The 25,005-nt window shown below is 53.8% G+C and carries 21 protein-coding genes; 2 read left to right on the plus strand and 19 right to left on the minus strand.

The genetic code is table 11. From position 1 onward, the window contains the following. Positions 1-47: 47 nt before the first annotated feature. The 11 genes from Q0X64_RS08960 to Q0X64_RS09010 form a co-directional block, all read right to left on the minus strand. Positions 48-1,508, minus strand: a complete 1,461-nt coding sequence (locus tag Q0X64_RS08960) for a deoxyribodipyrimidine photo-lyase (protein ID WP_297811592.1) — start codon at positions 1,506-1,508, stop codon at positions 48-50. Next, positions 1,505-2,833, minus strand: a complete 1,329-nt coding sequence (locus Q0X64_RS08965) for a DASH family cryptochrome (RefSeq protein ID WP_297811595.1) — start codon at positions 2,831-2,833, stop codon at positions 1,505-1,507. Before Q0X64_RS08965 ends, Q0X64_RS08960 begins: the two co-directional genes overlap by 4 nt. A 74-nt stretch (positions 2,834-2,907) precedes the next feature. After that, positions 2,908-4,863, minus strand: coding sequence for an alpha-amylase family glycosyl hydrolase (locus Q0X64_RS08970; protein WP_297811598.1), 1,956 nt, complete (start codon positions 4,861-4,863; stop codon positions 2,908-2,910). Between the two features lie 26 nt (positions 4,864-4,889). Next, entirely contained in the window at positions 4,890-5,762 is an 873-nt protein-coding gene (locus Q0X64_RS08975) for a carbohydrate kinase (RefSeq protein ID WP_297811601.1), read from the minus strand. Continuing rightward, positions 5,759-6,616: an HAD-IIB family hydrolase gene (locus Q0X64_RS08980; RefSeq protein WP_297811604.1), complete on the minus strand. Its 858-nt coding sequence runs from the start codon at positions 6,614-6,616 to the stop codon at positions 5,759-5,761. The genes Q0X64_RS08975 and Q0X64_RS08980 overlap by 4 nt, the downstream gene beginning before the upstream one ends. After that, the gene (locus Q0X64_RS08985) at positions 6,613-8,766 is read right to left on the minus strand and encodes an HAD family hydrolase (protein WP_297811607.1); all 2,154 of its coding nucleotides are present in this window, start codon (positions 8,764-8,766) and stop codon (positions 6,613-6,615) included. Before Q0X64_RS08985 ends, Q0X64_RS08980 begins: the two co-directional genes overlap by 4 nt. Before the next feature lie 210 nt (positions 8,767-8,976). Continuing rightward, positions 8,977-9,597: a 2OG-Fe(II) oxygenase gene (locus Q0X64_RS08990; RefSeq protein ID WP_297811610.1), complete on the minus strand. Its 621-nt coding sequence runs from the start codon at positions 9,595-9,597 to the stop codon at positions 8,977-8,979. A gap of 74 nt (positions 9,598-9,671) precedes the next feature. Further along, positions 9,672-10,190 (minus strand): gamma-glutamylcyclotransferase family protein, encoded by a 519-nt coding sequence (locus Q0X64_RS08995; protein ID WP_297811613.1) that lies wholly within the window; start codon positions 10,188-10,190, stop codon positions 9,672-9,674. Positions 10,191-10,226: 36 nt separating this feature from the next. Beyond that, positions 10,227-10,751, minus strand: a complete 525-nt coding sequence (locus tag Q0X64_RS09000) for a DUF2380 domain-containing protein (protein WP_297811616.1) — start codon at positions 10,749-10,751, stop codon at positions 10,227-10,229. A 70-nt stretch (positions 10,752-10,821) separates the two neighbouring features. Beyond that, a complete protein-coding gene (locus tag Q0X64_RS09005; protein ID WP_297811619.1) occupies positions 10,822-12,945 on the minus strand; it encodes a molybdopterin oxidoreductase family protein in 2,124 nt (707 codons plus the stop codon). Between the two features lie 123 nt (positions 12,946-13,068). Continuing rightward, entirely contained in the window at positions 13,069-14,250 is a 1,182-nt protein-coding gene (locus Q0X64_RS09010; protein ID WP_297811621.1) for an aminotransferase class I/II-fold pyridoxal phosphate-dependent enzyme, read from the minus strand. A gap of 261 nt (positions 14,251-14,511) precedes the next feature. Between Q0X64_RS09010 and Q0X64_RS09015 the strand changes: the two genes are divergently transcribed. Continuing rightward, positions 14,512-14,853 carry a cupin domain-containing protein gene (locus Q0X64_RS09015; RefSeq protein WP_297811624.1) on the plus strand — a complete coding sequence of 114 codons (342 nt, stop codon included), beginning with the start codon at positions 14,512-14,514 and terminating at the stop codon, positions 14,851-14,853. A 63-nt stretch (positions 14,854-14,916) separates the two neighbouring features. Here the strand turns inward: Q0X64_RS09015 and narL are convergent, their stop codons facing one another. Both narL and Q0X64_RS09025 read right to left on the minus strand, forming a co-directional pair. Further along, complete coding sequence (gene narL / locus Q0X64_RS09020) at positions 14,917-15,561, minus strand: two-component system response regulator NarL (protein ID WP_297811627.1); 645 nt, start codon at positions 15,559-15,561, stop codon at positions 14,917-14,919. 13 nt (positions 15,562-15,574) lie between these two features. Then, positions 15,575-17,428 carry a histidine kinase gene (locus tag Q0X64_RS09025; RefSeq protein ID WP_297811630.1) on the minus strand — a complete coding sequence of 618 codons (1,854 nt, stop codon included), beginning with the start codon at positions 17,426-17,428 and terminating at the stop codon, positions 15,575-15,577. 59 nt (positions 17,429-17,487) lie between these two features. Here Q0X64_RS09025 and Q0X64_RS09030 point away from each other — a divergent pair, with 59 nt between their 5' ends. Continuing rightward, positions 17,488-18,867 (plus strand): PAS domain-containing protein, encoded by a 1,380-nt coding sequence (locus Q0X64_RS09030; protein WP_297811633.1) that lies wholly within the window; start codon positions 17,488-17,490, stop codon positions 18,865-18,867. A 44-nt stretch (positions 18,868-18,911) separates the two neighbouring features. Here the strand turns inward: Q0X64_RS09030 and Q0X64_RS09035 are convergent, their stop codons facing one another. The 6 genes from Q0X64_RS09035 to sugE form a co-directional block, all read right to left on the minus strand. Beyond that, positions 18,912-19,952, minus strand: coding sequence for a DUF3445 domain-containing protein (locus Q0X64_RS09035; protein WP_297811636.1), 1,041 nt, complete (start codon positions 19,950-19,952; stop codon positions 18,912-18,914). 11 nt (positions 19,953-19,963) lie between these two features. Beyond that, complete coding sequence (locus Q0X64_RS09040; protein WP_297811639.1) at positions 19,964-20,917, minus strand: PDR/VanB family oxidoreductase; 954 nt, start codon at positions 20,915-20,917, stop codon at positions 19,964-19,966. Continuing rightward, the gene (locus Q0X64_RS09045; protein WP_297811642.1) at positions 20,914-21,516 is read right to left on the minus strand and encodes a dimethylamine monooxygenase subunit DmmA family protein; all 603 of its coding nucleotides are present in this window, start codon (positions 21,514-21,516) and stop codon (positions 20,914-20,916) included. Before Q0X64_RS09045 ends, Q0X64_RS09040 begins: the two co-directional genes overlap by 4 nt. Before the next feature lie 59 nt (positions 21,517-21,575). Beyond that, positions 21,576-22,724, minus strand: coding sequence for an aminomethyltransferase family protein (locus Q0X64_RS09050; RefSeq protein WP_297811644.1), 1,149 nt, complete (start codon positions 22,722-22,724; stop codon positions 21,576-21,578). 131 nt (positions 22,725-22,855) lie between these two features. Then, positions 22,856-24,538: an APC family permease gene (locus Q0X64_RS09055; protein WP_297811647.1), complete on the minus strand. Its 1,683-nt coding sequence runs from the start codon at positions 24,536-24,538 to the stop codon at positions 22,856-22,858. A gap of 72 nt (positions 24,539-24,610) precedes the next feature. Next, positions 24,611-24,934: a quaternary ammonium compound efflux SMR transporter SugE gene (gene sugE, locus Q0X64_RS09060; RefSeq protein WP_297811650.1), complete on the minus strand. Its 324-nt coding sequence runs from the start codon at positions 24,932-24,934 to the stop codon at positions 24,611-24,613. Positions 24,935-25,005 lie beyond the last annotated feature (71 nt).

Genomic DNA, 25,005 nt, shown 5'->3' on the forward strand with positions numbered 1-25,005 from the left:
GGAAGTTATATTCAGTATGCACCCAGGCGGATCTTGACTCAAACCGGCTAGCGAGAAGACGGTCTGACATGCCGGCGTAAAATGCGCTGATTCTCGGCTTTGACCTCGCTGTTTTTGCGCCAGGACCAGAGCAATTCACGGGCACGCCGGGCTTGGGTCTGATAATCGATTAATGGCTGTGGGTAATCCTCACCTAGCTGGATCTGATACATCTGCTGCTCCATCGGCGTTAATTGCCAGGGCTGATGAATCAAATCATCAGGCAAATCAGCCAGCTCGGGACACCACTGGCGGATAAACCGTCCCTGCGGATCCTGATCTTCACTTTGTTTGATCGGGTTATAAATGCGAATGGTGTTGGTACCGGTCACCCCGGCCTGCATCTGAAACTGTGGATAATGAATGCCGGGCTCGAAATCCAGAAACAACCGCGCCAGATGCTGCACGCCCAAACGCCAGTCGAGCAGCAAATGATGGCTCAGAAAACTGACCAGCATTGCCCGCATGCGAAAGTTGATATAGCCGGTATGATGTAAACAGCGCATGCAGGCATCAACCAGCGGGAACCCGGTATGGCCCACTTTCCAGGCAGTCAGATCCGCTTGAACCTTATCATCGTTACGGTAGGGAAAATCAGCATAGCCACGATTAACCGGACGAAACTCCATCGCGGATTCACTTTCGAACTTCTGAATAAAGTGACAGTGCCAATGCAGACGCGAAGATAACGCTACCAGAGAACGCCGCCAGCCAGGTTGCTGCCAGTGTTGCAGCAGGTGCTGATACATCTGGCGCAGGCTGATATTGCCCCAGGCAAGATATGGCGACATACGGCTACAGGCATCGCGGCTCAGTGACGGACTGGAAAGCCGTCGATAATAATCCTGGCCACGCCCCTCATAAAAGCTTTCCAGTGTCTGCCAGGCGGCGGTTTCGCCGCCATATTGAAAGTCCGCTTGTGGCTGTTGCCAGTTTTCCGGTGGCTGAAAAAGCATCGTGTCAGGCACTGAGACCGTTCTAAGCTGTGTCCAGTCGGGCTGTTGCAAATCCGCGCGCATCACCCGATTCCAGTGCTTGTCCCAGTCTTCCCGGTGGGCTTTGGCACGCTCTACTGCGCCGTAGGCAAACTCCTGCCAGTTCACCTGCTGCTGTTCGCACCACTGCTGCACCTGAAGGTCACGGCGAAAGGTATTATCGAGGCCAATTTCCTGATAGCTGAAAAGCTCACGGATAGTAAACTGCGCTGACAGTTGCTCGAATATCGCCGGCACATCGCCCTCAACAATACAAAGCTGATGCGGGTTCAGCTTTTGCTGCATATCCTGCAAAGACTGCCAGATAAAGCGCCAGTGACGCAGGCTGTAATGCGGGTCATCCAGCAACATGGGTTCCACCACATACAACAACAGCGTCGGTAGATCCGAACGGCAGGCAGCGGCCAGCGGCGCATGATCCTGCAATCGCAGATCTCGCTTTAGCCAGACGATGTTAATCGCCTGTCGGCTCATTGAGTGGGTTTGCCGGGAAGAATGGGCCAGTCTGCGGCATCAACAGAATCCAGTTGCGGCGCGGTGACTTCACCCTGCCAGTCGCGTATAAAGCGTCCTTCCGGGTCAAACTGGCGGGTCTGTTTGTCGATATTAAAGTGACGACCACCACGCGGATCCATGCCCACACCGGCAATGTACTGCCAGTTTCCCCAGTTTGACGCAACATCATAATCAATCAGTTGCTGTTCAAAATAGGCTGCGCCAAAACGCCAGTCCAGTTGCAGCTCATTGACCAGGCAACTGGCCACGATCTGGCGGCCGCGGTTGGACATATAACCGGTCTGATTAAGCTGATTCATCAAGGCATTGACCAGCGGGTAGGGGGTATTGCCATGGCACCATTTCTGGTAGCGCTCGGGGTAAAAGCAGCACTGTTTTTTATTTTTAGCAACGCCCTGGGCACTGAACAGTTTATGTCCGAGCTTTCTGGCCACCCATTGAAAATATTCCCGCCAGAGCAGCTCGAAAAAGATCCAGTAGGTGGACTCATTGGCGACCTGCTCCTGTTCGAAATCACGCAGGCGTTTAAGCAGGCGCCGCACTGACAGATTGCCATTGGCCAGCCAGGGCGAGAACTTGGTGGAGTTGCTCCAGCCATCGAGTTCATTGCGCCAGTGTTTGTAGTGCGCGGGACGGTCACTGCTGAAATAGGCTTCTAACTGCGCCAGTGCTGCCCGCTCGCCGCCCTCGAAAAGGCTCTGTTCAGCATCGCTGATGGCAAAACCCTGAGATTCTTCTGTCAGCGCTTCCACCGGCGCCGACAGCTGCTTGGGCATCATCAGCGGCGGATCAATATCCAGCGCCTCCACCTGCCTGCGGAAACGGCTGAAACTCTCAGGTAGTGAGGTCAGTGTGAACGGTAGTTGTTCTGGCCGGAACAAGGTATGTGAGCTGAGCGAGACAAACTCCAGCCTGGGAAAATCGGCTTTCAGGTGCTGCCACTGCCGGTTTTCATAGACCCCGACATGGTCACTGCGGTAGAGGGCTTCAACTTTGAAGCGGCGTATCAGATCCGATATCACCGCCACCGGCTCCCCGCTGACCACGATCAGTGACTGTCCGCGGCGGGCCAGTTGATCGGATAGATCCATCAGACTCTGGTTAAGAAAACGATGGCGGGTATCGCCCAGCGGTCTGGCATTAAGGCCAGTAGGCTTGAACCAGTGACTGTCATAGCAGAACAGACAGATCAGACGCTGACAGTGCAGACTGGCTTCCAGCAAGGCCGGGTTGTCATGCACGCGAAGGTCGTTGTTGAACCAGATAAGTCCGGTCTGTTTCATCACCCTTCTCCCAAAAGATTGCTGACCTCAGCATACCCCCGTCAGGTCATTTTTAGGTGAAGAATTTGTGTGAATCAGGTTTGCTGCAGCCAGTAGAAGCTGAATGGCGGAATCACCAGCATTTGATTGAAAATATCCGGCCGCCGGCCACTGTAGAGATCAATGATTTCACCGTACTGCGGGTCGCCCCAGCCCACCAGCTCGCGCATATTCAAATGCTGAGGATTGTCATTGAAGTTGGCCACCACCAGAACCCGGTCGAACTGCTGGGCAATGCTGTAGCGCTCAAACACAAACAGCTCTTCATTGCCGACATCCAGCAGATCGCGGTTATTAAAGTCGGCAAACACATCAATCTCTTTACGAACCGCGATCATGCGCTTAAGCGCGGTGAAGATCTCGTACTGGTAATGACCCGGCTGATTACGCAGCTCGGCCTTGTCCCAGTCAATGACCGGCCGGTGAACCCAGCGCGAATCGCCCTGTTTGTGCGGATCATCGAGAAAGGACACATCATTAATCGTGCCCAGTTCATCCCCGTAATACAGCAGCGGAATACCACCGAAAGACATAATCAGACTGTGTAGTAGCAGGATAATGCGGATGGCATCTTCCTCGGCTTTGACGTCACCGGTTTCCAGCGCGTATTCCAGGCCGACCAGGGATGCCAGCGAGCCGGAAATCCGGGCATCGCCGGTTTTCTCATTCTCGCCAAAAGGCAGCCCCCGGGCATGCGAATTGTCATAGCGGCCCATGAAGTAGTCGATCAGAAATTTGCGGTGGCTTTGCGACTCGTAGCCCACCAGTTCAATATCCCTGTCATCGAAACCCAGGCCGATATCATCATGACAGCGGATATAGTTGAGCCAGGTTGCCCTTTCCAGCTTGACCGGCAGGCTCTTGATCCCCTGATTGAGCAGCTTGGCGTTTTTGGTGGCCACCGCATCCCACATCAGTGCCATAAAGGTGGCGTTGTAGGCGATTTCGCACTCCTTGGCGATCACGGCATCCTCACCAAAATACTTGGTGACCTCGACCGGCGCCACAATGGCCTCAGCGATATACAAGACACCGGGTGCGGTTACCTGACAGCAATCTTTTAGAAGCTGCAGGATAAGGTGCGCCTCACGCTCATTCTGGCAGGTGCTGCCGATTTTTTTCCACAGAAAGGCCACCGCATCCAGCCGCAGGATATCAGCGCCCTGGTTGGCCCAGAACAGGATGACATCCAGCATTTCGATGAACACCGCGGGATTGGAGTAATTCAAATCCCACTGATAGTCGTTGAATACCGTCATCACCCAGCGTTGCATGCTCTCATCCCAGGTAAAGTTGCCCGGTGAGGTCTCGGGGAACACCTCCGGCATGCTCTGTTCGAACATTTCCGGCACATTGCGGGTTTCAAATGTGTAGTAGTAATCGCGGTAAACCGGATCACCTTCGCGCGCTTTCTGAGCCCATTCGTGCTCGTTGGAGGTGTGGTTAAGCACCACATCCATAGTCAGCAGCATATCCCGCTTGTGCATGGCACGGGACAGATGCAGCAAGTCATCAATGGTGCCGGCCCGCTCATCGATTTGGCGAAAATCACTAACCGCATAGCCCCCATCACTACTGCCCTTGGGGCACTGCATAATGGGCATGATATGCACCATGTTCACGCCCAGCTCCTGGAAGTAATTCAGGTGCTGTTCCATGCCCGGCAGATCTTCCGCAAAGCCATGACTGTACAGTGCCATGCCTACCCAGTTCTGACTCAAGAACCAGTTATGGTCGGCTTCACGTTCGATATCACGCTGACGCAAATCCTCGGGCCGGCGAATATATTGCCAGGCCATGGTTTCCACCAGTTTCTGAGCCTGTTCCTTAAAGTCTTCCCGCTGGCCATAGAGGCGCTCAAACAGGGAGTGTATTGCGTAGAAATTGGCACCCAGCCGGGTATAAAAATAGCGCAGGTCCTGACGCGAAATCCCTGACTCAATTTCATTCAGAATATCGTTAAGTAAGGTGTGTGCCTGTTGTTCGTACATGAATAATCTGTCTTAGGTTTATTATTTTAGCTATTGATATTATATATGTTTTTATCTTTACCAATGGCGCCGCGCTGGCCTACCACGCGTGAGGCGAAGGCCTGCGCCCGGTGCAGAGCGGTATTGATATCCCAATCATGCAGCAGGCCATGAATATACATTGCGGTGAAGGCGTCACCCGCGCCGACCGTATCTACCACCTCGGTGCTGCCTGACGGCTTAACCAGATGAATTTCACCATCATTATCCCGGACAATCGCCCCCTCATCACCGCAGGTCACGATCAATTGATCCAGATGGAAGTGGGTATGCATGCGGGTAATATCCTGATGCAGATCGGCGCTGCGAAACCCCAGCTCAGCCAGCTCATCCTGATTAAGCTTGACCCAGCGGGCCTGTTCCAGCCAGCGATACAGCGTTTCTTTCTGCCACCAGGGCGCGCGCAGGTTCACATCAACAAAAATGTCATAGTCGGGGTTTTCAGTCAGCTTTTGCAGGGTGTTAAAACTGCTGTCACTGCGTGCAGCCAGGCTGCCGTGGTAAAACAGACCGCGTGCCGGCAATGCCGCCAATGCCGGCGAATCAATAAAGTCCCAGGCACTGCCCTCAGCAATATCATAGCTGGGCTCATCATGGCTGATGGTGATATTCACGCGCCCGGTGGGATGTTGTTTGTCATGCTGAAGCAGCGCCGTATCCATGCCCCACATTTCCATATCGGCTTCGATTAATGCACCCAATTCATCTTCGCCAATGCGGCTGATAAAAGCCGGCGCATCACCCAGCGCCTGTAAATGCCAGGCAACATTGAACGGCGCCCCGCCCAGTTTCTGCTCGCCGCCGGGGAAACAGTCAAACAAGACTTCGCCAAAAATAGTGACCGGTTTCGTATTGCTCATGAGAGTTTCTCTGTGTTGGCTTTGTGGGCAAATGCCGGGGCAAAATGGGCCACGCCCTGTAATACCCCGGCTGAGTAATTACCATTGTTATTACGTGCTTCGTTCTGTGCCAGATAGAGGGCATCGCCATGCCCGTTATGCTGGGACAACTGCAATGCCGCCTTTTTGATTTCATCACTGGCATTGGCCACTAACACCGACTGCACAGCGCTGGTCAATACGGGCAGATCGTTGCCGCTGTCACCGGCAAAAATCACTTCCTCATCGGCGTAGGCCAGCTTTTGCTGGAGAAATTCAATCGCATGCAATTTGGTGGCGTGTTTAGGCAGCACGTCCAGCAGGCCGATGTTTTTCGGTTCATCAACGCTCCAGAGGATGCTGGCCTCAATCCCCGCCTCATTCAGAAAAGCCTCAATACGGGCGATAATGGTGTCTTTTTCTAAATATAAAGGTAGGTAGTAGCTGAGTTTGTGGGTATTCTGCTTGCTGCTCTCCTGCAACCGCAGCTCGCTGATCGGTTTCAGCAGGGTCTTGAGCTGTGCATGGGTATGGCCATGCCAGTCCTGGTCAATTTCCGCTTCCCAGTCGGCCATTTGCTGCCAGCTGCCCTTGGCTATCTGGTAGATTTTGGTGCCGACATCGGTAATCGCATAATCCGGCAGCGGCAGCGCGTAGTTCTTAATAGCCCGTTTTACCAAAGACACGTGGCGGCCGGTGACATAAGCCAGTTTGACATCGGGCCGCTGGCAGAACTGGTTAAACTCCCGCCGGGCACTGGCCGGTTCTGGCTGAAAACCATTGGGGATCACAGTGCGATCCATATCGGTACAGAGCAGCAATCTGGGTTCGGTCATGGTAGGGCTTTTTGGGTCTCGGTTTGTTGAAAGAACTGGTAATAGTCGAGGGCTTCCAGAATCCCGGCAGCATGTGACTGGTTGGCAAAATAAATGCGATCGGTATCCACCAGTTGAGATAACTCCTCATGGTGGCGGTTGGCCACCACGGCGGCCAGCGTATTACCGCGCATCATGTCCTCATCGGCACCGGAACCGCCCGCAACAAAGATCTGCTCCAGCGGGATCTGCCAGCGATCGGCGACATAGCGCAGAGCCATACCCTTGGAGGCGCGTATCGGCATAATATCCAGGTACTGGCCGAAAGCCAGCTGAACATGTACAGACTGTTCTTCCTGATGCAGTAAACGCTTGATATCCTCGATATCAGACTGCTCCGGATCGATGTAGTAGCTGAGCTTGAAACGACTTTGCTCCGCTTTGGGTTGTCTTTCCAGCCCCGGGATATCCGCCAGCAAAGGCCGGATTTTATGCGGCAGCCAGTGATAATCAATGTGCTCAGCCCAGGCGGTATCCGGGGTCAGCTTGGGCGCATAGTATATTTCGGTACCGGAGCTGGTAATCAGGATGTCGGGTTCCGGGATCTGGTGCTTTTTCATTAAACGCAGAGCGACATCCAGCCGACGACCAGTGGCGATGGCGAACTTGGTGGTTTTGCGGTGATCACGCAGCAGCTTAAGCAGCTTCTGCAGGGATTCATCATCACCGATAAGGTTGAGATCAAGGTCGGTGAAAATGGCTTTTTCCGCAAACATCTGGCTGGTTCGCTGTAAGGGCTTGCGTTCCAGTAGTTCGGCCCGTTCGGCAATCGGCTTGACCAGTTCCAGGTAGCGCTGAGCATGCGCCTGCCAGGAGTAGTGTTTGGCGACACCGGCCAGCCCCTGGCGCGAATAATCCAGCCAGGTGTCATTGTCTGTCAGCAGTTTGAGTAAAGCTTCGGTGACAGTAGAGGCTTCCAGCGGGTCAATTAAGATACCGTTGTGGCAATTGCCGATGATATCGCGCGGACCGCCATCTTCAGTGGCCACAATAGGCAGACCGGATGCCGCCGCCTCGATCAGGGTCAGACCGAACGGTTCTGTCAAAGCCGGGTTAACAAACACCCCGCCCGACGCGGCGGCAATGCGATACATCATCGGTACCTGGTCACGCTGGTGATGCTTGGGCATGGCCACTTTGCCGTAAAGGTCATAGCGATCAATCGCCACCAGCAGGTCGTGAAAGACTTCCTGGGCACCCTGCTCCAGATCATCAATATCATCGCGGTTACCGGCAATAATCACCAGGTTGGCCAGTTGCTGCAGCCGCTCAGACTCACCATAAGCTTCGATGAGTTCACCAATGTTTTTGCGCTTATCCGGTCGTGACAAAGCCAGAATGATGGGTTTACCCGCATCCGTCAGGTGACTGGTCAGATACTGGAACAGGTCGGTTTCCAGCTCGCCACCGCTGGGCGGCTTGAACTGCTTGATATTGGTGCCGGGCGGAATAACCCGCATCTGCTCCGGCTGATAATGATCATAGATTTCGTATTGTTCTTCGATTTCCTGATGGGTACTGGTAATCACCCGTTCAGCCGTAGCCAGCGTGATTTCCTCGGCCTCAACCCGGCGGCTCATGTTGTAGCGTTGTTCAATCTGTTCAGCACTGAGACCGCTAGCCAGCAAACGGCGGCGTTTGACCCGGCCCAGTGAGTGGCCGGTGTGAACCAGCGGAATTCCCAGCAGACTGGCTACGTGAGCACCGACCAGCCCGGCATCGGCGTAATGGCTGTGGATCAAATCGGGAAAGCGATTCTGTTCGCGGAAAAAGTCGGCAAGGTTATCAGCAAAGACATCCAGGTGATCCCAGAGCTGTTCTTTATAGATGTATTCATCCGAGCCGGCTTCAATGCGCACAATGCGGAAACGATCATTAATCTGTTCAATCGGCTCGGCATATTCCGGCGACACGTCATCACCGTCCACCCGGCGGGTGATCAAATCAACCTGAGCGACTTCCGGCAGTTCTGACAGGGCCTGAGCCAGCTCCAGTACGTAGAGGGTCTGACCGCCGGTATCTGCATCGCGGCCCAGCTCCAGGTTACGCCCCCGGATCAAGCCATGAACACTGATCAGCGCGATATAGATCTTACCCGGCTTGTCGCTCATAAAAATTGCTTCTCCGATTTGAATAAGGAATCCTGCGCTGCAGTTTCTAGCTGAAATCTACTATAGCATTAGTTTTGCGTAGCCCAATGACAGCCATGGCTGTATTGGCAACATTGCTCATCACCGACTTTGGTGACGACGTCTGAGACAGGCGCAGAAACGACGTTGTTCCGCGGTTAGCAGCCCGTTGCGCGGGCCGGCGTATTTGGCTTATTTGAACAGGGACTTGAGTCTGGCACTGAGTCGGTGAAAAAAGCGATGCTTATTCCCGGCTGCTTCGCTGGTGAGGAAATTGATCTGAATCGACTGGCGTTTGCCTTCAAAACTGGGGTAACCATGCCAGCAATTATCCGTCACTTTGAATGCCATCAGGCTGCCGGGCCCCGGTGTGATTTCCTCAACATAATCATTCATATCCTGCTCACCACGCAGCACGCGCAATCTGCCGCTGTCTGCCGGCCATGTTTCGTTGAAGTAAATCAGGATGGTAGCAATCTTGGTTTTGGAATCAGTATGGATGCGGCCGTCTTTTTTGCGGGAATACCCACGCAAAGTAATCATCATCGGCAGATCCATGACCTCAACATCAAACTTATCACAGATAATGCGGCGAAACGCCGGGGTGTCGATAGAATCAATCAGCGAACGGAAGTCCGGCTGCATTTCGACGTCATCAATATTGTAGCTGCCGCCGTCATTGATAGCCGGAAATGCCCGGATAATATCGCTAATTTTATCGCCATCAATAGCCTGGTCGACCGTAAAGTAAGGATACGGGTCAGTTTTCAGTGGCGCATTGGCCAGGGCATCCAGTTTGAATACGTTTTGCATAAGCCTGTCATCGAGTTCTGATTGCCAGTAAGCTTAACATGCAGCAAATTTGCCAAACAGCTTTTATCAGCTTGTCAGCGGTATAACGCCAGCTCACGCTCGGCACGAGCCTCATCATGATCCTGCTGCGTAGGTTCAGCTTCAATCATGGCGATATAATCAGCCGGCAATGCGTGTTCACGGGCACCGTTGAGCACATGTTGTTTATACCAGGGATAGGGCCTGAGTTCAGGCTTAATCAGGACTGCAGCATAAGACAGTGCCCGGACAAGCTCACCGTCTTCGGTTTCCACTTCAACATGGACAACTTTATAGCCCTTTCCCTCGCAACGGTCGAGGTGCGCCAGCTCGGCCTGTTCAAATTCAAACAATACACCCAGCACCCTGTCATCGGGCTCACCGGTTCGGTAGGCATCACATTTGGCAGAGTGGTCATCAAGGCTGTGTTTGTGAAAGCGCAGTTGATGACCATGCAGGCTGGCCCGGCTGACCAGTGTTGCCGAGGGCACTCTTGCCTGCAAGCGCCTGCTCGACATATTCGAGCCGTAGGCAAAATACAGTACGGTGTCAGCTTGCCCGGATAGCATGGTCATACGCCCGGCCTTTGTCAGCGTTGCGACAGCCTGTTATCAATGTTGCGACAGCCTGTTATCAATATCGACCATCACATTCTCGATGTTTCTGGGAATAGTCTCCTGCGGACGGCCTTTCACTTCGGTTTTGAACTCTTCCACCAGTTCACCACTGTTAACATCAACGACGCGCAACATGATGTAGGAAAACAGGTAGGTGGGTTTGTGGTAGCGCCCGACCACAATATAATCAGCACCGAAATCCTGGCCCAAGCTGGCAGCGGCATCGGGGCGGTCAAACAGAAAGCCCACCGACTCATCGGCCTCTGCGTGGGCTGCATCGCTGATCTCCACCAGCTGATACTGCTCGCGTTTGGCAAACCCCTCACGCACCAGGCTTTCTGTTAAAGCCACATTGCGCTGGTCGTTTTCAGCAATCTCGGCGTTTTTCTGTGGATCTTTCAATGCCATGGTCAGGTTGAGCAATTCCATATCCAGCACCGCGACTTTGCTTTCAGCAGCATTGGCGTGGGACGACACCATTAAACTCATTGAAATAAACAGCATTAACAGCGACTTCATGTTTCTCCTCTATGAATTGAACAGATGACGACCTTCAGCGCTGCAGTGCAGCACTGAGGGTCGAGGTTGATTAGTGGGCCAGGCTGACCTGCACCAGGTTATCTGTGAAGGTCGGAGCATGGCCCATATCGACAAATTCGGCGGAACTGACGCAGTTGACCGTGCCTTTGTTAAGTTGACGCCAATAGCCCAGAGAGGCCACAACAATACCGGCACTGACATCATCCGTGATCTGCGCGCGGCCTTCAAAACCACCCCGGTCATTAAACACCCGCACCTGATCGCCGCTCTGAATATTACGGCGGTCAGCATCAACGGCATTAATCATCACAAACTGCTCACCCTGCCCCTGGATCTTGTCCTCGATATTGGCGTAACAGGAATTGAGAAAGCCGTGACTTTTGGGTGAGATGATATTGAGGGGATATTTTTGTGCGAGTTCCGGATTGCTCTCCGGCGTTTCCCGTGATGCCACATAATCCGGCAGACTGTCGATGGGCTCACCCGGTTGGAAGCCTTCGTACATTTGCCGGAATGGGGGCGCCACAAAGTTGGTCGCGCCTTCCACCATAAAGTGACATTTACCGGTTGGGGTCGGGAAATTGCCGGCTTTATGCGGCGCGCGGTCATCCTTGGTGCCGACATTGAGCTTGGCAAAACCATGCTCACGCAGATACGCGAGATCAATGCCTTCACAGGCTGGCGCATCCCAGTCGACATAATTTTCCAGACATTCGCTGTCAGACCATTTGAAGTTGTCTTCCTGGTAGCCCATTTTCGCAGCCAGACGACGGAAGATCTCATTATTGGGCAAGGCTTCACCGGGCGACTCAACGCATTTTTCGTTATAGGTCAGATACAAGTGCCCCCATGACAGGATCATATCTTCCATCTCGGCGCCCATTGAGGCCGGTAATACGATATCGGCATAAGACGCGGTATCGGAGAGGAAGTGTTCAGCAGATACCATAAACAGGTCTTCGCGCATCAAGCCTTCAACAATCTTGTCGGTTTCGGCCGCCTGGGTCACCGGATTGGCATTCCAGCACATCATCGATTTAATCGGCACATCCAGATCCATCTCGCCGTTTAGGGCCCGACCAATCTGAATGGCGTTAATCACCCGTGTGCCTTCCGGAATCAGATCCGGACGACTGATAACATCAAACTTGTAAGGGTGCTCCCAGACCGGGAATTGTGTGGCGCCGCCACCCACATGACGCCAGGCACCGGTCAGGGCCGGCAGGCAAGTCACGGCGCGGATTGCCTGACCACCCCCATAGTTACGTTCCAGCGCCACACCCAGGCGAATCGCGGATGGCTGACTGGTCGCATATTCACGGGCAAACTGACGAATCAGATCGGCATCGAGGCCAGTGATCTCGGCGGCCCATTCCGGGGGGCGGGATTTCACTCTTTCTGCCAGATCGGCAAAACCTTCGGTGTAATTATCGACATAATCCTGATCCTGCAGGCCTTCTTCGATAATCACGTGCATCATCGCCATGGCTAATGCGCCATCTGTACCGGGTTTAGGCGCAATATGCCAGTCGGCTTCCTTGGCGGTGCGGGAACGGTAAGGATCAATCACTACCACCTTGGCACCCTTCTTCTGAGCTTCCTTGACGATATGCCAATGGTGCAGATTGGTGCTGACCGAGTTACAGCCCCAGATAACAATGTACTTTGAATGGATATAGCTCTCTGGGTCGACACCGGCCGTTGGGCCGACGGTGAGCAGCCACGCGGTACAAGAACCTTCGCCGCAGAAAGTACGTTCACAAACGGTCGCGCCCATCTTATTAAAGAAGGCATCGCCGCCATTCAGACCATGCACCAGTCCCTGATGACCCAGGTAGCTGTAGGGAATAATCGCCTGTGGTCCGTATTCGTCAATGATGGCTTTCCAGCGTGTGGTGATTTCATCCAGCGCTTCATCCCAGCTAATCTGCTCGAACTGACCGCTGCCTTTAGGGCCAGTGCGGCGCATAGGGTGCAATAATCGATCGGGATGATAGTGACGTTTTTCGTAATCTTTGAGCTTGACGCAGAGGCCGCCGCGCGTCATCGGGTGTTCACGGTTACCGCGAACCGCTGTCAGTTTGCCATTTTCAACTTCAAACACCATTGAGCAGGTGTCGGGACAGTCATGCGGACAGCCCCCGTGATGGCTGGTTTTCATAACACTGGCCATGATCTCTCTCCTGTTGTTATCTGATTTTATTAGGTTTTTATTATTTTGATGTCAGTACCTAATCAATGACTATACACCAGATTCAGACAGGAAATTTGCCCGCGATTCAGACACGATTTTTAACTAACGGTGGAGAGCGACGTTGGAGAGCGCCTGCTGCAAATCTTCAATTAAATCATCGCTCTGCTCCAGCCCCACAGACAGCCGAATCATTGAAGCCGAAATGCCGGCTTTTTTCAGTAAGGCTTCCGGCAGTCCATGGTGTGAGGTAAAAACCGGCTGAGTCGCCAGCGACTCGGCGCCACCCAGGCTGGGTGCCCGTTTAATCAACGTCAGCCCGTCAATCATCTGGCGTGCTTTGTGACCGCCACCTTTGACAGTAAAGCTGAGCATGCCGCCAAAGCCGCTCATTTGTTTTTTTGCGAGTGGATGACCGGGATCCGTTATCAGGCCGGGATAAAAAACCTGATCGACACTGGCATGCTGCTGCAGGAACTCCGCCACGGTCAGCGCATTTTGATTATGCTGGGCTACACGAAGTGGCAAGGTAATCAGGCTGCGCTTAAGTTTATGTGCCGTCTCCGGGGCAATGGTCTGGCCCAGACTGCTTCGCCACGGATTGAGGCTGGTGATTAACGCCCCGTCGCCAGTGACCACACCTGCAGTCAAATCACTGTGCCCGCCCAGATACTTGGTCGCACTCTGCACTGCCAGATCAGCGCCCAATTGCAGCGGTAACTGGTTAATCGGCGTGGCGAAGGTATTATCCACCGCCACTAAGGCATCAAATTGGTGAGCCAGCTCAGCAACCTCGGCGATATCTGTCACGCTGAGAGTGGGGTTTGCCGGAGTTTCAAATAAAACCAGTGAGGCGCCTTCGGACAGCCCCTGTTCCAGCGCTACTTTGTCTTTTGAGGCAATGAAGCGGGTTTCAATGCCAAGCTGCGCAGCCTGGTTTAAAAAACCAGTGGTGCCGCCATAAATCTCACCCATGCAAATAATACCGCCACGACCAAAAGCCAGGCACAGGCTCGATATGGCAGCCATACCTGAAGCATAGGCCAGTGCTTTGTCAGCCTTATCCAGCGCAGCCAGCCGCTGTTCCAGAGATTGAATAGTGGGGTTCATTCCGTAGCGGGTATAGAAAGCCGCCTCTGTTCTGCCCTCCACCACATCCAGCAGATCGGCGGTGCTATCAAAGCTGAAAGTAGTGCTGTCATAGAGCGGTGCCACCGCCGCCGAACTCGCATCAGGCACCGCTCCGACATGAATCATCTGCGTAGCCGGGTGAGTAGATTTGCTCATGAAAAGCTCCTTAATCAGTCCGGCAATAAAAAGCCGGGGCAGCCGCAATGGGTCAAATAGTTCTGATTTCATCATAAACAGATCAGCGTTGCTGATGACAGCACGGTTTTTAGCTATCTTATAAGCATCTGTTTTATAAAATAATACTGCCGTTAAAATTCGCTTTTCTACCCCTTTCAGAGTAAGCCTTCTTGAGAATTGTCGCGCTATTGGCAGCAGGATTTAATGCGGGTGTCATTCACGACAACAATGAGGTAGACAATGAAATACAAACAGAACGCAATTTCTGACCCGCAGCCTTCAATGGGTATTGATGGTGTCGACGCCACACTGGGCGATACCTTTGTTTCAGATAGCAAAGATAAAACCCTGTGTGCCGGTTTTTTCCACCTGAATAAAACGGATAAGCCGCTGGTTTACACCTATGACTACGAAGAAATGAAAGTCATTGTCGATGGCGAATTCGTGATCAGTGATGAATCAGGCTACAAGGTTCATGCCAAGCCTGGTGATGTTTTTTATTTTGGTGACGGCGAAACCATCGTGTTTGAAACCCCGTCACGCGGCGTCGGTTTCTTTACCGGACAGCGTCAGCCTATCTAGGCAGCCAAACGGGGTAACGTCTTAAGTTCGTTACCCCGTTTTCTCTGTTCCTTTCCGGGCTGATCAGCCCCGTGACTTCTGCTGATGACGCCAGACCGCGGCTTCCAGCCGGCTGGTGAGATTCAACTTACGCAATAGATTCTTGATATGCACCTTGACCGTGGTGTCGCTGATCCCCAGCCTGCGGGCAATATTCTTATTGTTCATGCCTTCTGCCAGACATTCCAGGATTTCAGTCTCACGCTCAGTCAGATGAACGTTATCACTGGTTTTGGATTCCGGCTCGAGCACGGCTTTTTTCAGCACTTCGTTCAGACATTCCTGCAGCACTGTGACACCGCCATAGGCCTTTAACAGATTGGCACGCAGCTCTTCCGGCTCCATGTCCTTGAGCAGGTAACCGTCAGCGCCGGAGCGCAGCGCTTCCAGCAGATCATCCTCGGCATCGGACACGGTCAAAACCACGATATGCGCCTTGCACTCGTTTTGCTTGAAGCGGCGCAGGGTTTCCAGCCCGTCCATCCCCTTCATGTTCAAATCCAGCAGGATAATATCGGGTTGCAGCTCCGGCTCCAGTTCCAGGCCTTCAAGGCCAGAGGCCGCCTCCCCCACTACCTCGAACGCCGGATCATCGGAAATAATCTGACCCACCCCTTTTCGAAACAGCGGGTGATCGTCTATCAGCATGACTCTTATGGTTTCGCTCATGTTTCTCTCTCTTTTACTGCGCCAGCTTGGGCATAAACACCAGGCTGACACGGGTCCCACCGTAACGACGGTTCATGACTTCAACCTCTCCCCCCAGATTATAAGCCCGTTCTTTCATAATCGCCTGACCGTGGTGGTCGTAGGTTGGAGAGGCCGGGGTCAAACCCACGCCGTCATCATCAATCAATAGTTCTATCGCGCCACTACGCTGCTTGTGCATCAAAATATTCACGTTGCCGGCACCGGAGTGACGCACAATATTGGATAAAGCCTCACGCACCACGTGCAGCATGTGGAATTCTTCGTTTACTGTCAGCCGGCAGTTCACCAGGCGATTATCGAGGTTGATATTGATATCCGAGCGCTGGGAAAACTCGTCGATAGCAGCCTGAATCGCATAGCCCAGCCCTCGCAGATCCATATGCACGCGGAAGGTCGTCAACAACTCGCGCAGCTCACGGTAAGCGTTATCCAGGCCTTCGCGCAGCTCACTGATGACAGCAGCCAGCTTTTCATCATCTTTCTGACTGATATTGCTATCGGCGACTTTAACCCGGTTTAATGAGGCGGATTGCAGCCGCGCCACCTGGATCTTCATAAACGATAAAGACTGTGCCAGTGAGTCATGCAGCTCACGGGCAATGGCCGAGCGTTCTTCCAGCACCGCCAGCCGCCTTCCTTCTTCATCGTGGCTTTGATACTTGGCGACCATGGCCAGTAAATGGGCGGTGATTTCCAGGATCTTGATCTCGGAATCGTCGAGCAAGCGGCCACGCTCCATTTCCACCAGCAATATGCCGATGCCATTACTGGCACCGGAAAAAGACACAGCCAGGCAACTGACCAGCTGAAACTCGTTACTGACCTCATCAAAGTTAAGCACGCCGGAAGACATCAACTCATTAAACTGGGCGTCATTGAGCGTGTTGGGTTTGTGATGCGAAAAAATCACCCGCTTAGTGGTGATCACGGCGGCATCATCGGTATAGATCAGCGCGGCATTATTAAAGTTGAAGGTGCGTTCCAGCCCGTAAAGCATTTTGAGCAGCATGCGCTCGCTCATCACATCTTCACTGGCGCTTTCGATAAAACGCAGCAGGAAATCCTGCGCCCGAACCAGGGTTTTAACGTGTTCGCTGGTACGGTTAGCCCAGTTAACTTCAGCGTCAGCGCTCTGCAACTGCGCCGTCAGCTCGGCCACGCGGTTCTCTACCAGGGCAAACTCGTCAGCACCATCGCGCTTGTCATCAGTGCGAACCTTCTGACTGATAAAGCGCAGGGTGTTATCAATGCGGTCAACCAACAGCCGACGGGCGGCTATCGCAATTACCAGCACACAGCTCACCACAAACAGCAGACTGATCGATTGTAATAGCCCGATCACCGCCTGTTTGATCTCGGCATCGCGTTTCAGCGCCTTGTTAAGGGTGTCATAGGCTTCGGCAATCCGTTCTGCCATGCGCAACTGTGCGGTCAGACGCATGTTATAGCCGGCGACCTGGCTGAAACTAGTCTGCAATTTTTCCAGCTGGCGCACCGCGTCATGGATCTCGGCATCATCCTGTCTGAGCATCCACACTACGTCGGGATCGTCCACCCTCAGGTAGTTTCGCTGCATTTCCGTCAGTGTCTCATCCGCCTCTTCCAGGCTGATGGCGTTGATAAAGGATAACTGCCGGTGCCAGTAGACTTTCTGGGTGTTGACTTTGTCTATGGCTGCCTGGCTGGAAGGGATATAATCAAGCAAGAAGAAACTGCTTGCCTGCATTAACAACACAGTCATCAGCATGCACCCCAACAGCAGCAGTAGTTTGGCGTAAAGGGTGTGCTGGCTGATGTGGTTCAGCCAGGCCGAGATTTTTTTCATGCGTCCGGTCATTGGCGGCAGTTTACCGAAGCAACAGACAACAAGTCCGAGGCTCGCTGATGAGTTTGATTTTATTTTCCATGGTAATGCTCAGTACCATTTTTATCCTGATATTCGGTTTCTGGTGGGACAGTTCTGCCCCGTTCAAAGTCCATCTCTCTGCACTGGTGACGATATTTGCCGCCGCGGTCAGCGCCTTTATGGTGGTCAGTGTCTATCCCCGCCTCCAGCGCCGCCTGCAATTACAAACACCAAACAAGCTCGACAGCGTCGCCTGGGGCCAGGACATCTCCAGCAAACTGTCGTCGCCAGCCGCGGTGGTAGATGGCTTTAATATCAAGTTTGCCAACAATGCCTTCCTTAAAGAGCTGGGCCTGTCTGGCATGCAGGAGTTAATCAGCGACATGCCGATTACCAACCTGGTGCATCCCAGCAACCATGATGAACTCAACCACTTTCTCAGCAAGCCCGACTCCGACAGCAACCGTACTTTGGCGCTGCGTATGCTCTACGTTGATGGTACGACAATCCCCGTTCATATGTCATTGTCACCGCTCGACCGCGGCCAGCAACCCGATATGAGCCTGCTGCAGTTTTCACTGACCGCCCCGCGGCCTGACGCTGACAACGAGGTTGAACCCTCGCAGTATCAACTGGTTTTGGATCGCATCGACCAGTTGGTATTCCAGGTCGATGTCGATCTGAATCTGATCTTCGTCAACCAGGCCTGGCAGCGACTGCTTGATTACAGCAGCGACGAGACCCTGAACCACGCCCTGTTTGACTTTATCCACCCTGAAGACCTGCCGCTGGCCGAAGCACGGTTGCAGCGGCTGAGCCAGGGCAAACGCCAGCAAACCCAGTTTGAAGTCCGCCTGATTGCTAAAAACGGCATGTCGCAGTGGTGCGAAATGCGCGCTACAACCACCACCAGCCTCAAGGGCGAACGCAGCAGCGTTATCGGCACCCTCACCGATATCAGCCGTATGAAACAGGCATCAGCCGGACTCAAGGCCAATGCCCGCACCTACACCGAGATGATCATGTCGCGGATTCCGGCGATGGTGTATCGCTGTAAAAACGATCGCAACTGGTCACTGGAATATGTCAGTAACGGCTGTCTTGAAGTCACTGAGTACCAGCCCTATGAAATGGTCAGAACACCCAGCACCTCTTATTTAAGCCTGGTGCACCCCGACGATCAGCTACCCTCCTGGGAATACGTGCAGCGCCAATTGGCTAAGCAGCAATGTTTCCAGATGGTTTACCGCCTGATCACCCGAACCGGTAAGACCAAGTGGGTGTTTGAGCAGGGCCGCGGCGTGTTCTCCGGCTCCGATGAGCTGTTGTCGCTGGAAGGCGTGATCATCGACTTGCAGTGTGATGATCACAGCCTGTTACAGCAGGGCTTTAGCGATATGCTGACAACAGGCACATAAAAGCCCGGACAGCTAAGCTGACCGGGCTCGTTGCAGAACTGGGCTTATTCCGGCTGAGTGCCTAATGCCAGCTCCTCGCCATCATCCATCGGTGCCAGATGATCAATGACCATCTGCCGGTAATTATCCAGCCCTTTGTACTCGGACAAGTCCGGGTGCAGGTTAGTCAATACGCGGTGCAGGCGCTTGGCCCAGCGTGGATAGGTGGTCAGATCATTGATACTGGCCAGGTAACCGCGAACACTAAAGGCAATGGCGTTACTGCGTGGCAGGCGGAACAGGGCCTGCAACTCCACCCGCAGATGCACTTTGTCACCGACATTGTCAGGCGTGACTGACACATTGTCCGGTCCCCAGAAAGGATAATTCTCCGGTGAGGTATCCAGCCTTGGGTTGATGGTCATGGTCCAGTTCAAACGACGCACCGGGCTGCCATATTGCAAGTGCAGCAGGTATTTAAGAGCGCGGTCGAAAATGCCCAACTCATTGGCCTGCGGCACCGGGCCGTGCCATTCCTTAAATGACATGCCGGCATCAAAAGCCATCGACCAGTCGGCCTGACTGGTGACCATGCCCAAATCAGCGAACAAGTCATCATCGCGCTGGTCCAGAATGATCCAGTCTCCCTGAACCTGACGGGTAATGTATTCGCAGGGCTGCATGGGCAGCGTGGCTTCGTCGCCGAACACAAACTTCTGGTCGATGCCCAGTGGTTGGTTAATCCAGTGCCAGTTATCACCGTCGCGGGTCAGTTGGAACAGGTCCGGGTAATCGCGTGACAGCGACTCCATCACCAGTTCGACCATATCCCACTGCGCGTCCATCATATGCGGCAGTGCGATATAGCGATTCGGGTCATCTTCCAGCACGATGCGCCGGTCTTCACATTCAGCAACATAATGTTCGTCAACATCGATGGCGTGTTCGAACACCGAACCGGGTTCGCCGCCATTGTGCTGCTCGATATTGACGCTGTACATGTACTCATCTTCAGCAAACGGGAACGGAAAGCGGCGAATCGCTTCCGCTGAGTTGTGGTAAGTGTAATCGTCGCGAAAGGTTTCTTGTTTAAATGCCATATTCATCGCTTCATTCCTCAAAGGTTAACCACCAGTTTCGAGCACTTGGCGCGTGATACACACGGCATAATGCTCCTGCCCTCAGCCTTTTCATGGTCAGACAGGTAATGGTCGTTGTGCATAATCAGACCGTCACAGGACACCACTTCCAGTTCGCAGCGGCCACAGGCGCCACCACGACACAGGAACGGCGGTTCGGCACCGGCCTCTTCCATCGCTTCCAGCATGCTCATATCGCCGGGTACGGTCACTTCGATGCCGCTCTGTGCCAGTTCCACGGTAAATTCGTCACCCACAGGTGGTGCGGTGAACTCTTCACTGTGAACATGGTTCTCCGGCCAGCCCAGGTTCTCAGCATGCAGATGCAGCGCCTTCACCATCGGCTCCGGCCCGCAGGTGTAGACATGCGTACCCAGTGGCTGTTGTTTCAGCAATGCCGGAATATCCAGCCGCTCGCCTTTACTGTCGATATAAAAATGCACGCGCTTGCCGCACATTTCCTCGAGTTGCTCACGGAATGCTCCGTGCTCGGGTGAGCGGTAGGCATAATGCAGTTCATAGTCATAGCCAAGCCGGTTCAGGTCTGCAATCTGCGACATGAACGGGGTGATACCAATACCACCGGCAATCAGGATATGACGGTGACCCAGCTTGGAAATCGCAAACAGGTTCACCGGATAGGTGATCTGCAAACGGGTGCCGGGTTTCACCTGTTCATGCATGAACTTGGAACCGCCACGCGAATTTTCCTGCTTACGCACGGAAATATGGTAGCTGTCGGTATTGGCGGTCGAGCCCATCAGCGAATAAGGGTTACGGTGAATGCGGCCATTGATGTTCATTGAGACCACAACGTGACTGCCACCGGAAAAATGCGGCAGAGGCTCACCATTTTCCTGGACCAGGGTAAAATGCTTGACCACCTCAGTCACTTGTTCGACATCGGCGACTTTGACATCCAGAATACTCATGGGTAAATCTCCTCTTTAGCCGGGATGTTGCCGGGTTCTTCGGCATCGACCATGACGCCCATATACGCGCCCAGCCGGCGTGAGAAATGATCACGGACGAACAGGTGGCGACCACAGCCGCTGCACTGGTGAATGCTGTGATGCACATCGCGGTCGGTGGTTTTGCAGTGAACGCAGTAAACCGAGCGGGCCAACGTGCCGCTGAGTTCTTTCTCAACATTGATGTCCTGAACGCCATAGACTTTCAGTTCAGCGAGTACATCCCATATAAAGGCTTCACTGCCGGCCACGTAGAACTGAGTCCCCATCAGGTAATTGGGTAACTGGGCCTGCAGCTTGTCGAGCACAGCCTGTTCCGAGTCGCAAATCTGAACGCCCTCCGGCACCAGGGTGTGAATGATGTCGGCGTAGTTTTTTGACGTAGAGGCATCATCGGCAAACAACAAGGTGATTGGCTCACGCGGGCACATCTGCTGGAATAACTTGAGCACGGCTATACCGCCCTCGCCCTGGGCAATGACCACATGACCGGTCGCTTTTTGTTTCCAGACCAGCGAGTCATACAGGGGCTTGCTTCGAATCCAATATCCTCTTTCCATTGTTGATTCCTCATCTTGATGCCCGGCCACCTCCCTGTGGCATCGCAGGCTGGGTTAGGCTATTGCTCGGGATGAGTACGCAGACGCATCGGATCGTAGAACGGGGTTTTGACCACGGTGGCTTTGACCGGAGTGTCGCCGGCAACCACTACCTGGGTGCCCAGAGGCGAAAATTCGGCTTTGATGTGGACCATCGCCAGTGACTGCATCAGGTAACGGCTGTAACTGGCGCTGGTGACCACACCAATTTCCTTACCGTCTTTGATGATCTTGGCGCCTTCCGGCATTGCTTCACTGCTTTGACACACCAGGCCGGCTTGCTTAAAGCGCTCACGGCCCTTGAGTTTGAGCAGCGCATCTTTACCGATGTAATCGCCTTTCTTGTTCTGATCGATACACCAGTGCATATTGACTTCCCACGGGGTGGTATCGCCTTCCGGCATATCAAAGGGATAGAACAGCAGCGCGGCTTCCACACGGGTCAGATCCAGCGAGTCCCAGGAGGCTGGAATCACGCCGTAAGGGTGACCTTTTTCCAGGATGCTGTCCCAAAGATGAACGGCATCGTCGGCTTTGCAATAGACTTCGTAACCCCGTTCACCGGAATAACCGCCACGGGCGATAATCACATCACGACCGAACAGCGTGGTTTCAACATGTTTGAAATACGGCAGACCGGCCAGCGCCACATCCACTTCCGGATCCAGCACATCGACTGAACGCGGTCCCTGCAGGGACAGAATGTGAACATCATGATCCTGTTCAACCACCACGTCCTGACCTTCGGCCAGTTTTGCCAGCGTCTGCTGGGTGCAGCCGCCACCGTGGGAAATGCGATACTGATCCTTGGCATCACAAATCAGCATGATGTCATCGACCAGCGCGCCTTCTTCATTGACCTCAGCAGCAAGGCGTGAGGTGCCGGGTTCCAGTTCGGTGACATCAATCGCCACCAGTTGATCCAGCACTTTCAGCGCTGCCGGTCCGCTCACGTTAACAATGTTCAACGCCGAGACATCATAAAGACCGGCACGGGTTCTGACCGCGACCACTTCATCATGGGGATCGGTGTGGTAATGCTGGGGAATGGGCATGCCCCAAATCACATCATCCAGCTTGGAACCAAGCTCGCGATGTCGATCATTCAATACCGAGTTACGGGTAACAGCAGGGTCTGTTTCGTTAAGGGTTTGAGTTGAGTTGCTCATAACACTGGCTCCGTTTTATTAGCAGGTGTGTTAAGAGCAAAATTAGCGCAATTAGCAGGGTGAAAAAATTCTCTTGATGGCGTACTCCCTTGGGAGTAAAAATCCGGCTTCAGAGCACGGTTTTATCTGTTCTAGACACTGGCCACCAGAACGTTTGCCACATACACCGTGACGGCGCCCAGCAGCACAGCCAGGTAGGGCAGGATGCCGGCGTTGCCTTTGGATACCCCATCGAGTTTCATATCATCCTGCATCACCGTCGGGAACTGGCCTTTATCAGTGACGTAGTGACGCCATAAAAATATCGGGATACTCAGCGCTGCCATAAACAAACCACTGAGCAAGGCACCCTCGCCCCAGACATTGGCGCCCATGCCCATAATCGCCAGGTTAACGAAAGCCAACAGCGTTCCAATCACTAATAAAGGTGTGGGGGCCCGGAACGGTCTTTGCCAGTTGCCCCTATCCATCCGGTGGATCCAGCCGGCATTCAGGTTCAGAAAGTTGAAGATCATGTAGCCGACATTGGAGGCTGCCAGCACAAACACATAATCCGACATCATCAGCAGCACCAGGTTAAGCACCAGGTTGGCCCACATTGCATGGGTCGGCGCCCCGTCCTCGTTAACATGAGCCAGGAACCGAGGCAGCAGGCCATCAACCGCGCCCTGGTACAAGGTGCGGGATGACCCCGACATCGCCGTCATGATCGCCAGCAGCATCGCCAGCACCAGCATCACCACGATCAGGTTGGCGATAAAGCCGATATTACCGGCCATGGCCGCCAGCACGTCAGCAATTCCCACCCCGCTGTAGATATCTTCCGACAACATGCCGCTGTACTGCGCTGGCTCCACAATCCGGCCCAGGTTGTCGATCTGCGCCGGTTGAATCATTTCCCCCTGCCCCAGGTAGCCCTGGAACGCCGCCGGCACAATCATATACACCGCCAGGCACAACAGGCCGGCATAGAAAATAGCCTTGCCACTATCGCGGCCGGGATGTTTGAATTCACGGGTATAACAAGCCGCCGTCTCAAAGGCATAGGCCGACCAACCGGCAATAAACAGACCGCCGGCCAGTAATACCCAGCCCTGCAGATTCCACTCGCCGGCCACGATTTCTCCCATATTGTTATAAGCCAGCGGCTTGAGCGGGTAAAAGTGTGACTGCGGCAGGTCACCGGTCAGCAAAGGCACCAGGGCGATTAACAGCAAAGGCAGCAAAGCGGTGAGCGCCAGGATCATCATGGTCCGGGCCGAGCGTAATATGCCGCCGTTTTGAATGGCAAAGACCAGTAATAAGACCGTGGCGCCAACAATAAAGGTGGCATCGATCCGCAGTGTCAGACCGTCTTTAAGCAAGCCCAGATCCAGCAATGTCAGTTGCCAGTTGTTGATCGCCGCCTCGGGGGCAAACAGGGCATTGAGCATATAACCTGCGGCCAGCCCTGAACCTATCGCCAGTACCGGTGACCAGGCCCACCAGTGACACCAGATGGAGACTGGCGCTATCAGCTTGCTGTAACGGACCCAGGCCACGGCGCCAAATACCGACACCCCGCCTGCTTTGTGTGGAAACAGGCCGGCAATTTCGGCATAGGTAAATGCCTGCAGGAAACCAAAGCCAATAGACACCATCCACACCAGCCAGGCGGCATTACCCACCGTGGATGAAATCGCGCCCATTGAGAACAACACCAGCACCGGCACGCCGGTGGCAATCCAGAACGCGCCCCGCCAGTCGATATCCCGATGCAGGGTACGAACCTGGCGCCGCGGCTGGAACGGTATCGTAATATCTTGTTGACTCACTGGCGGCCCATCAAGCAGAGATAAGGCCAAGTTACCTGACTCCCTGCCCTGTTCACAAGCATGCTGCCGGGATCAGGCTTCTGCGGTGCTGAGCTTGAGACCAATAATGCCGATAATAATAAAGCCGATGCTGATAAGCCGGCTTGGATTGGTGGCTTCATCAAACAACATGATCCCCAGAATCACGGTACCCACCGCACCGATCCCCACCCAGACACCATAAGCCGTGCCTACCGGCAGATCACGCATGGCAAGCCCCAACAGCCAGAAACTGAGCAGCAGTGTTACCACGGTCGCTACCGTCGGTATGGGTTTGGATAAACCATCACTGTATTTGAGTCCCACTGCCCAGGCCACTTCCAGCAAGCCGGCAATTAACAGAATCATCCAGGCCATTTTCTATCCTTTCGGGTCGTCCCGTGAGTTTAGCTGTGACCAGGGTCGTCCCTGCAGCTTAAGAAAAGGGT

The sequence above is a fragment of the uncultured Methylophaga sp. genome, from assembly GCF_947259025.1.
Taxonomy (GTDB): Bacteria; Pseudomonadota; Gammaproteobacteria; order Nitrosococcales; family Methylophagaceae; genus Methylophaga.

Excerpts from the sequence above, each read along its gene's own strand:
- Q0X64_RS08960 (WP_297811592.1), bottom strand. The coding sequence starts at position 1,508 with ATGAGCCGACAGGCGATTAACATCGTCTGGCTAAAGCGAGATCTGCGA.
- Q0X64_RS08965 (WP_297811595.1), bottom strand. The coding sequence starts at position 2,833 with ATGAAACAGACCGGACTTATCTGGTTCAACAACGACCTTCGCGTGCAT.
- Q0X64_RS08970 (WP_297811598.1), bottom strand. The coding sequence starts at position 4,863 with ATGTACGAACAACAGGCACACACCTTACTTAACGATATTCTGAATGAA.
- Q0X64_RS08975 (WP_297811601.1), bottom strand. The coding sequence starts at position 5,762 with ATGAGCAATACGAAACCGGTCACTATTTTTGGCGAAGTCTTGTTTGAC.
- Q0X64_RS08980 (WP_297811604.1), bottom strand. The coding sequence starts at position 6,616 with ATGACCGAACCCAGATTGCTGCTCTGTACCGATATGGATCGCACTGTG.
- Q0X64_RS08985 (WP_297811607.1), bottom strand. The coding sequence starts at position 8,766 with ATGAGCGACAAGCCGGGTAAGATCTATATCGCGCTGATCAGTGTTCAT.
- Q0X64_RS08990 (WP_297811610.1), bottom strand. The coding sequence starts at position 9,597 with ATGCAAAACGTATTCAAACTGGATGCCCTGGCCAATGCGCCACTGAAA.
- Q0X64_RS08995 (WP_297811613.1), bottom strand. The coding sequence starts at position 10,190 with ATGACCATGCTATCCGGGCAAGCTGACACCGTACTGTATTTTGCCTAC.
- Q0X64_RS09000 (WP_297811616.1), bottom strand. The coding sequence starts at position 10,751 with ATGAAGTCGCTGTTAATGCTGTTTATTTCAATGAGTTTAATGGTGTCG.
- Q0X64_RS09005 (WP_297811619.1), bottom strand. The coding sequence starts at position 12,945 with ATGGCCAGTGTTATGAAAACCAGCCATCACGGGGGCTGTCCGCATGAC.
- Q0X64_RS09010 (WP_297811621.1), bottom strand. The coding sequence starts at position 14,250 with ATGAGCAAATCTACTCACCCGGCTACGCAGATGATTCATGTCGGAGCG.
- Q0X64_RS09015 (WP_297811624.1), top strand. The coding sequence starts at position 14,512 with ATGAAATACAAACAGAACGCAATTTCTGACCCGCAGCCTTCAATGGGT.
- narL (WP_297811627.1), bottom strand. The coding sequence starts at position 15,561 with ATGAGCGAAACCATAAGAGTCATGCTGATAGACGATCACCCGCTGTTT.
- Q0X64_RS09025 (WP_297811630.1), bottom strand. The coding sequence starts at position 17,428 with ATGAAAAAAATCTCGGCCTGGCTGAACCACATCAGCCAGCACACCCTT.
- Q0X64_RS09030 (WP_297811633.1), top strand. The coding sequence starts at position 17,488 with ATGAGTTTGATTTTATTTTCCATGGTAATGCTCAGTACCATTTTTATC.
- Q0X64_RS09035 (WP_297811636.1), bottom strand. The coding sequence starts at position 19,952 with ATGAATATGGCATTTAAACAAGAAACCTTTCGCGACGATTACACTTAC.
- Q0X64_RS09040 (WP_297811639.1), bottom strand. The coding sequence starts at position 20,917 with ATGAGTATTCTGGATGTCAAAGTCGCCGATGTCGAACAAGTGACTGAG.
- Q0X64_RS09045 (WP_297811642.1), bottom strand. The coding sequence starts at position 21,516 with ATGGAAAGAGGATATTGGATTCGAAGCAAGCCCCTGTATGACTCGCTG.
- Q0X64_RS09050 (WP_297811644.1), bottom strand. The coding sequence starts at position 22,724 with ATGAGCAACTCAACTCAAACCCTTAACGAAACAGACCCTGCTGTTACC.
- sugE (WP_297811650.1), bottom strand. The coding sequence starts at position 24,934 with ATGGCCTGGATGATTCTGTTAATTGCCGGCTTGCTGGAAGTGGCCTGG.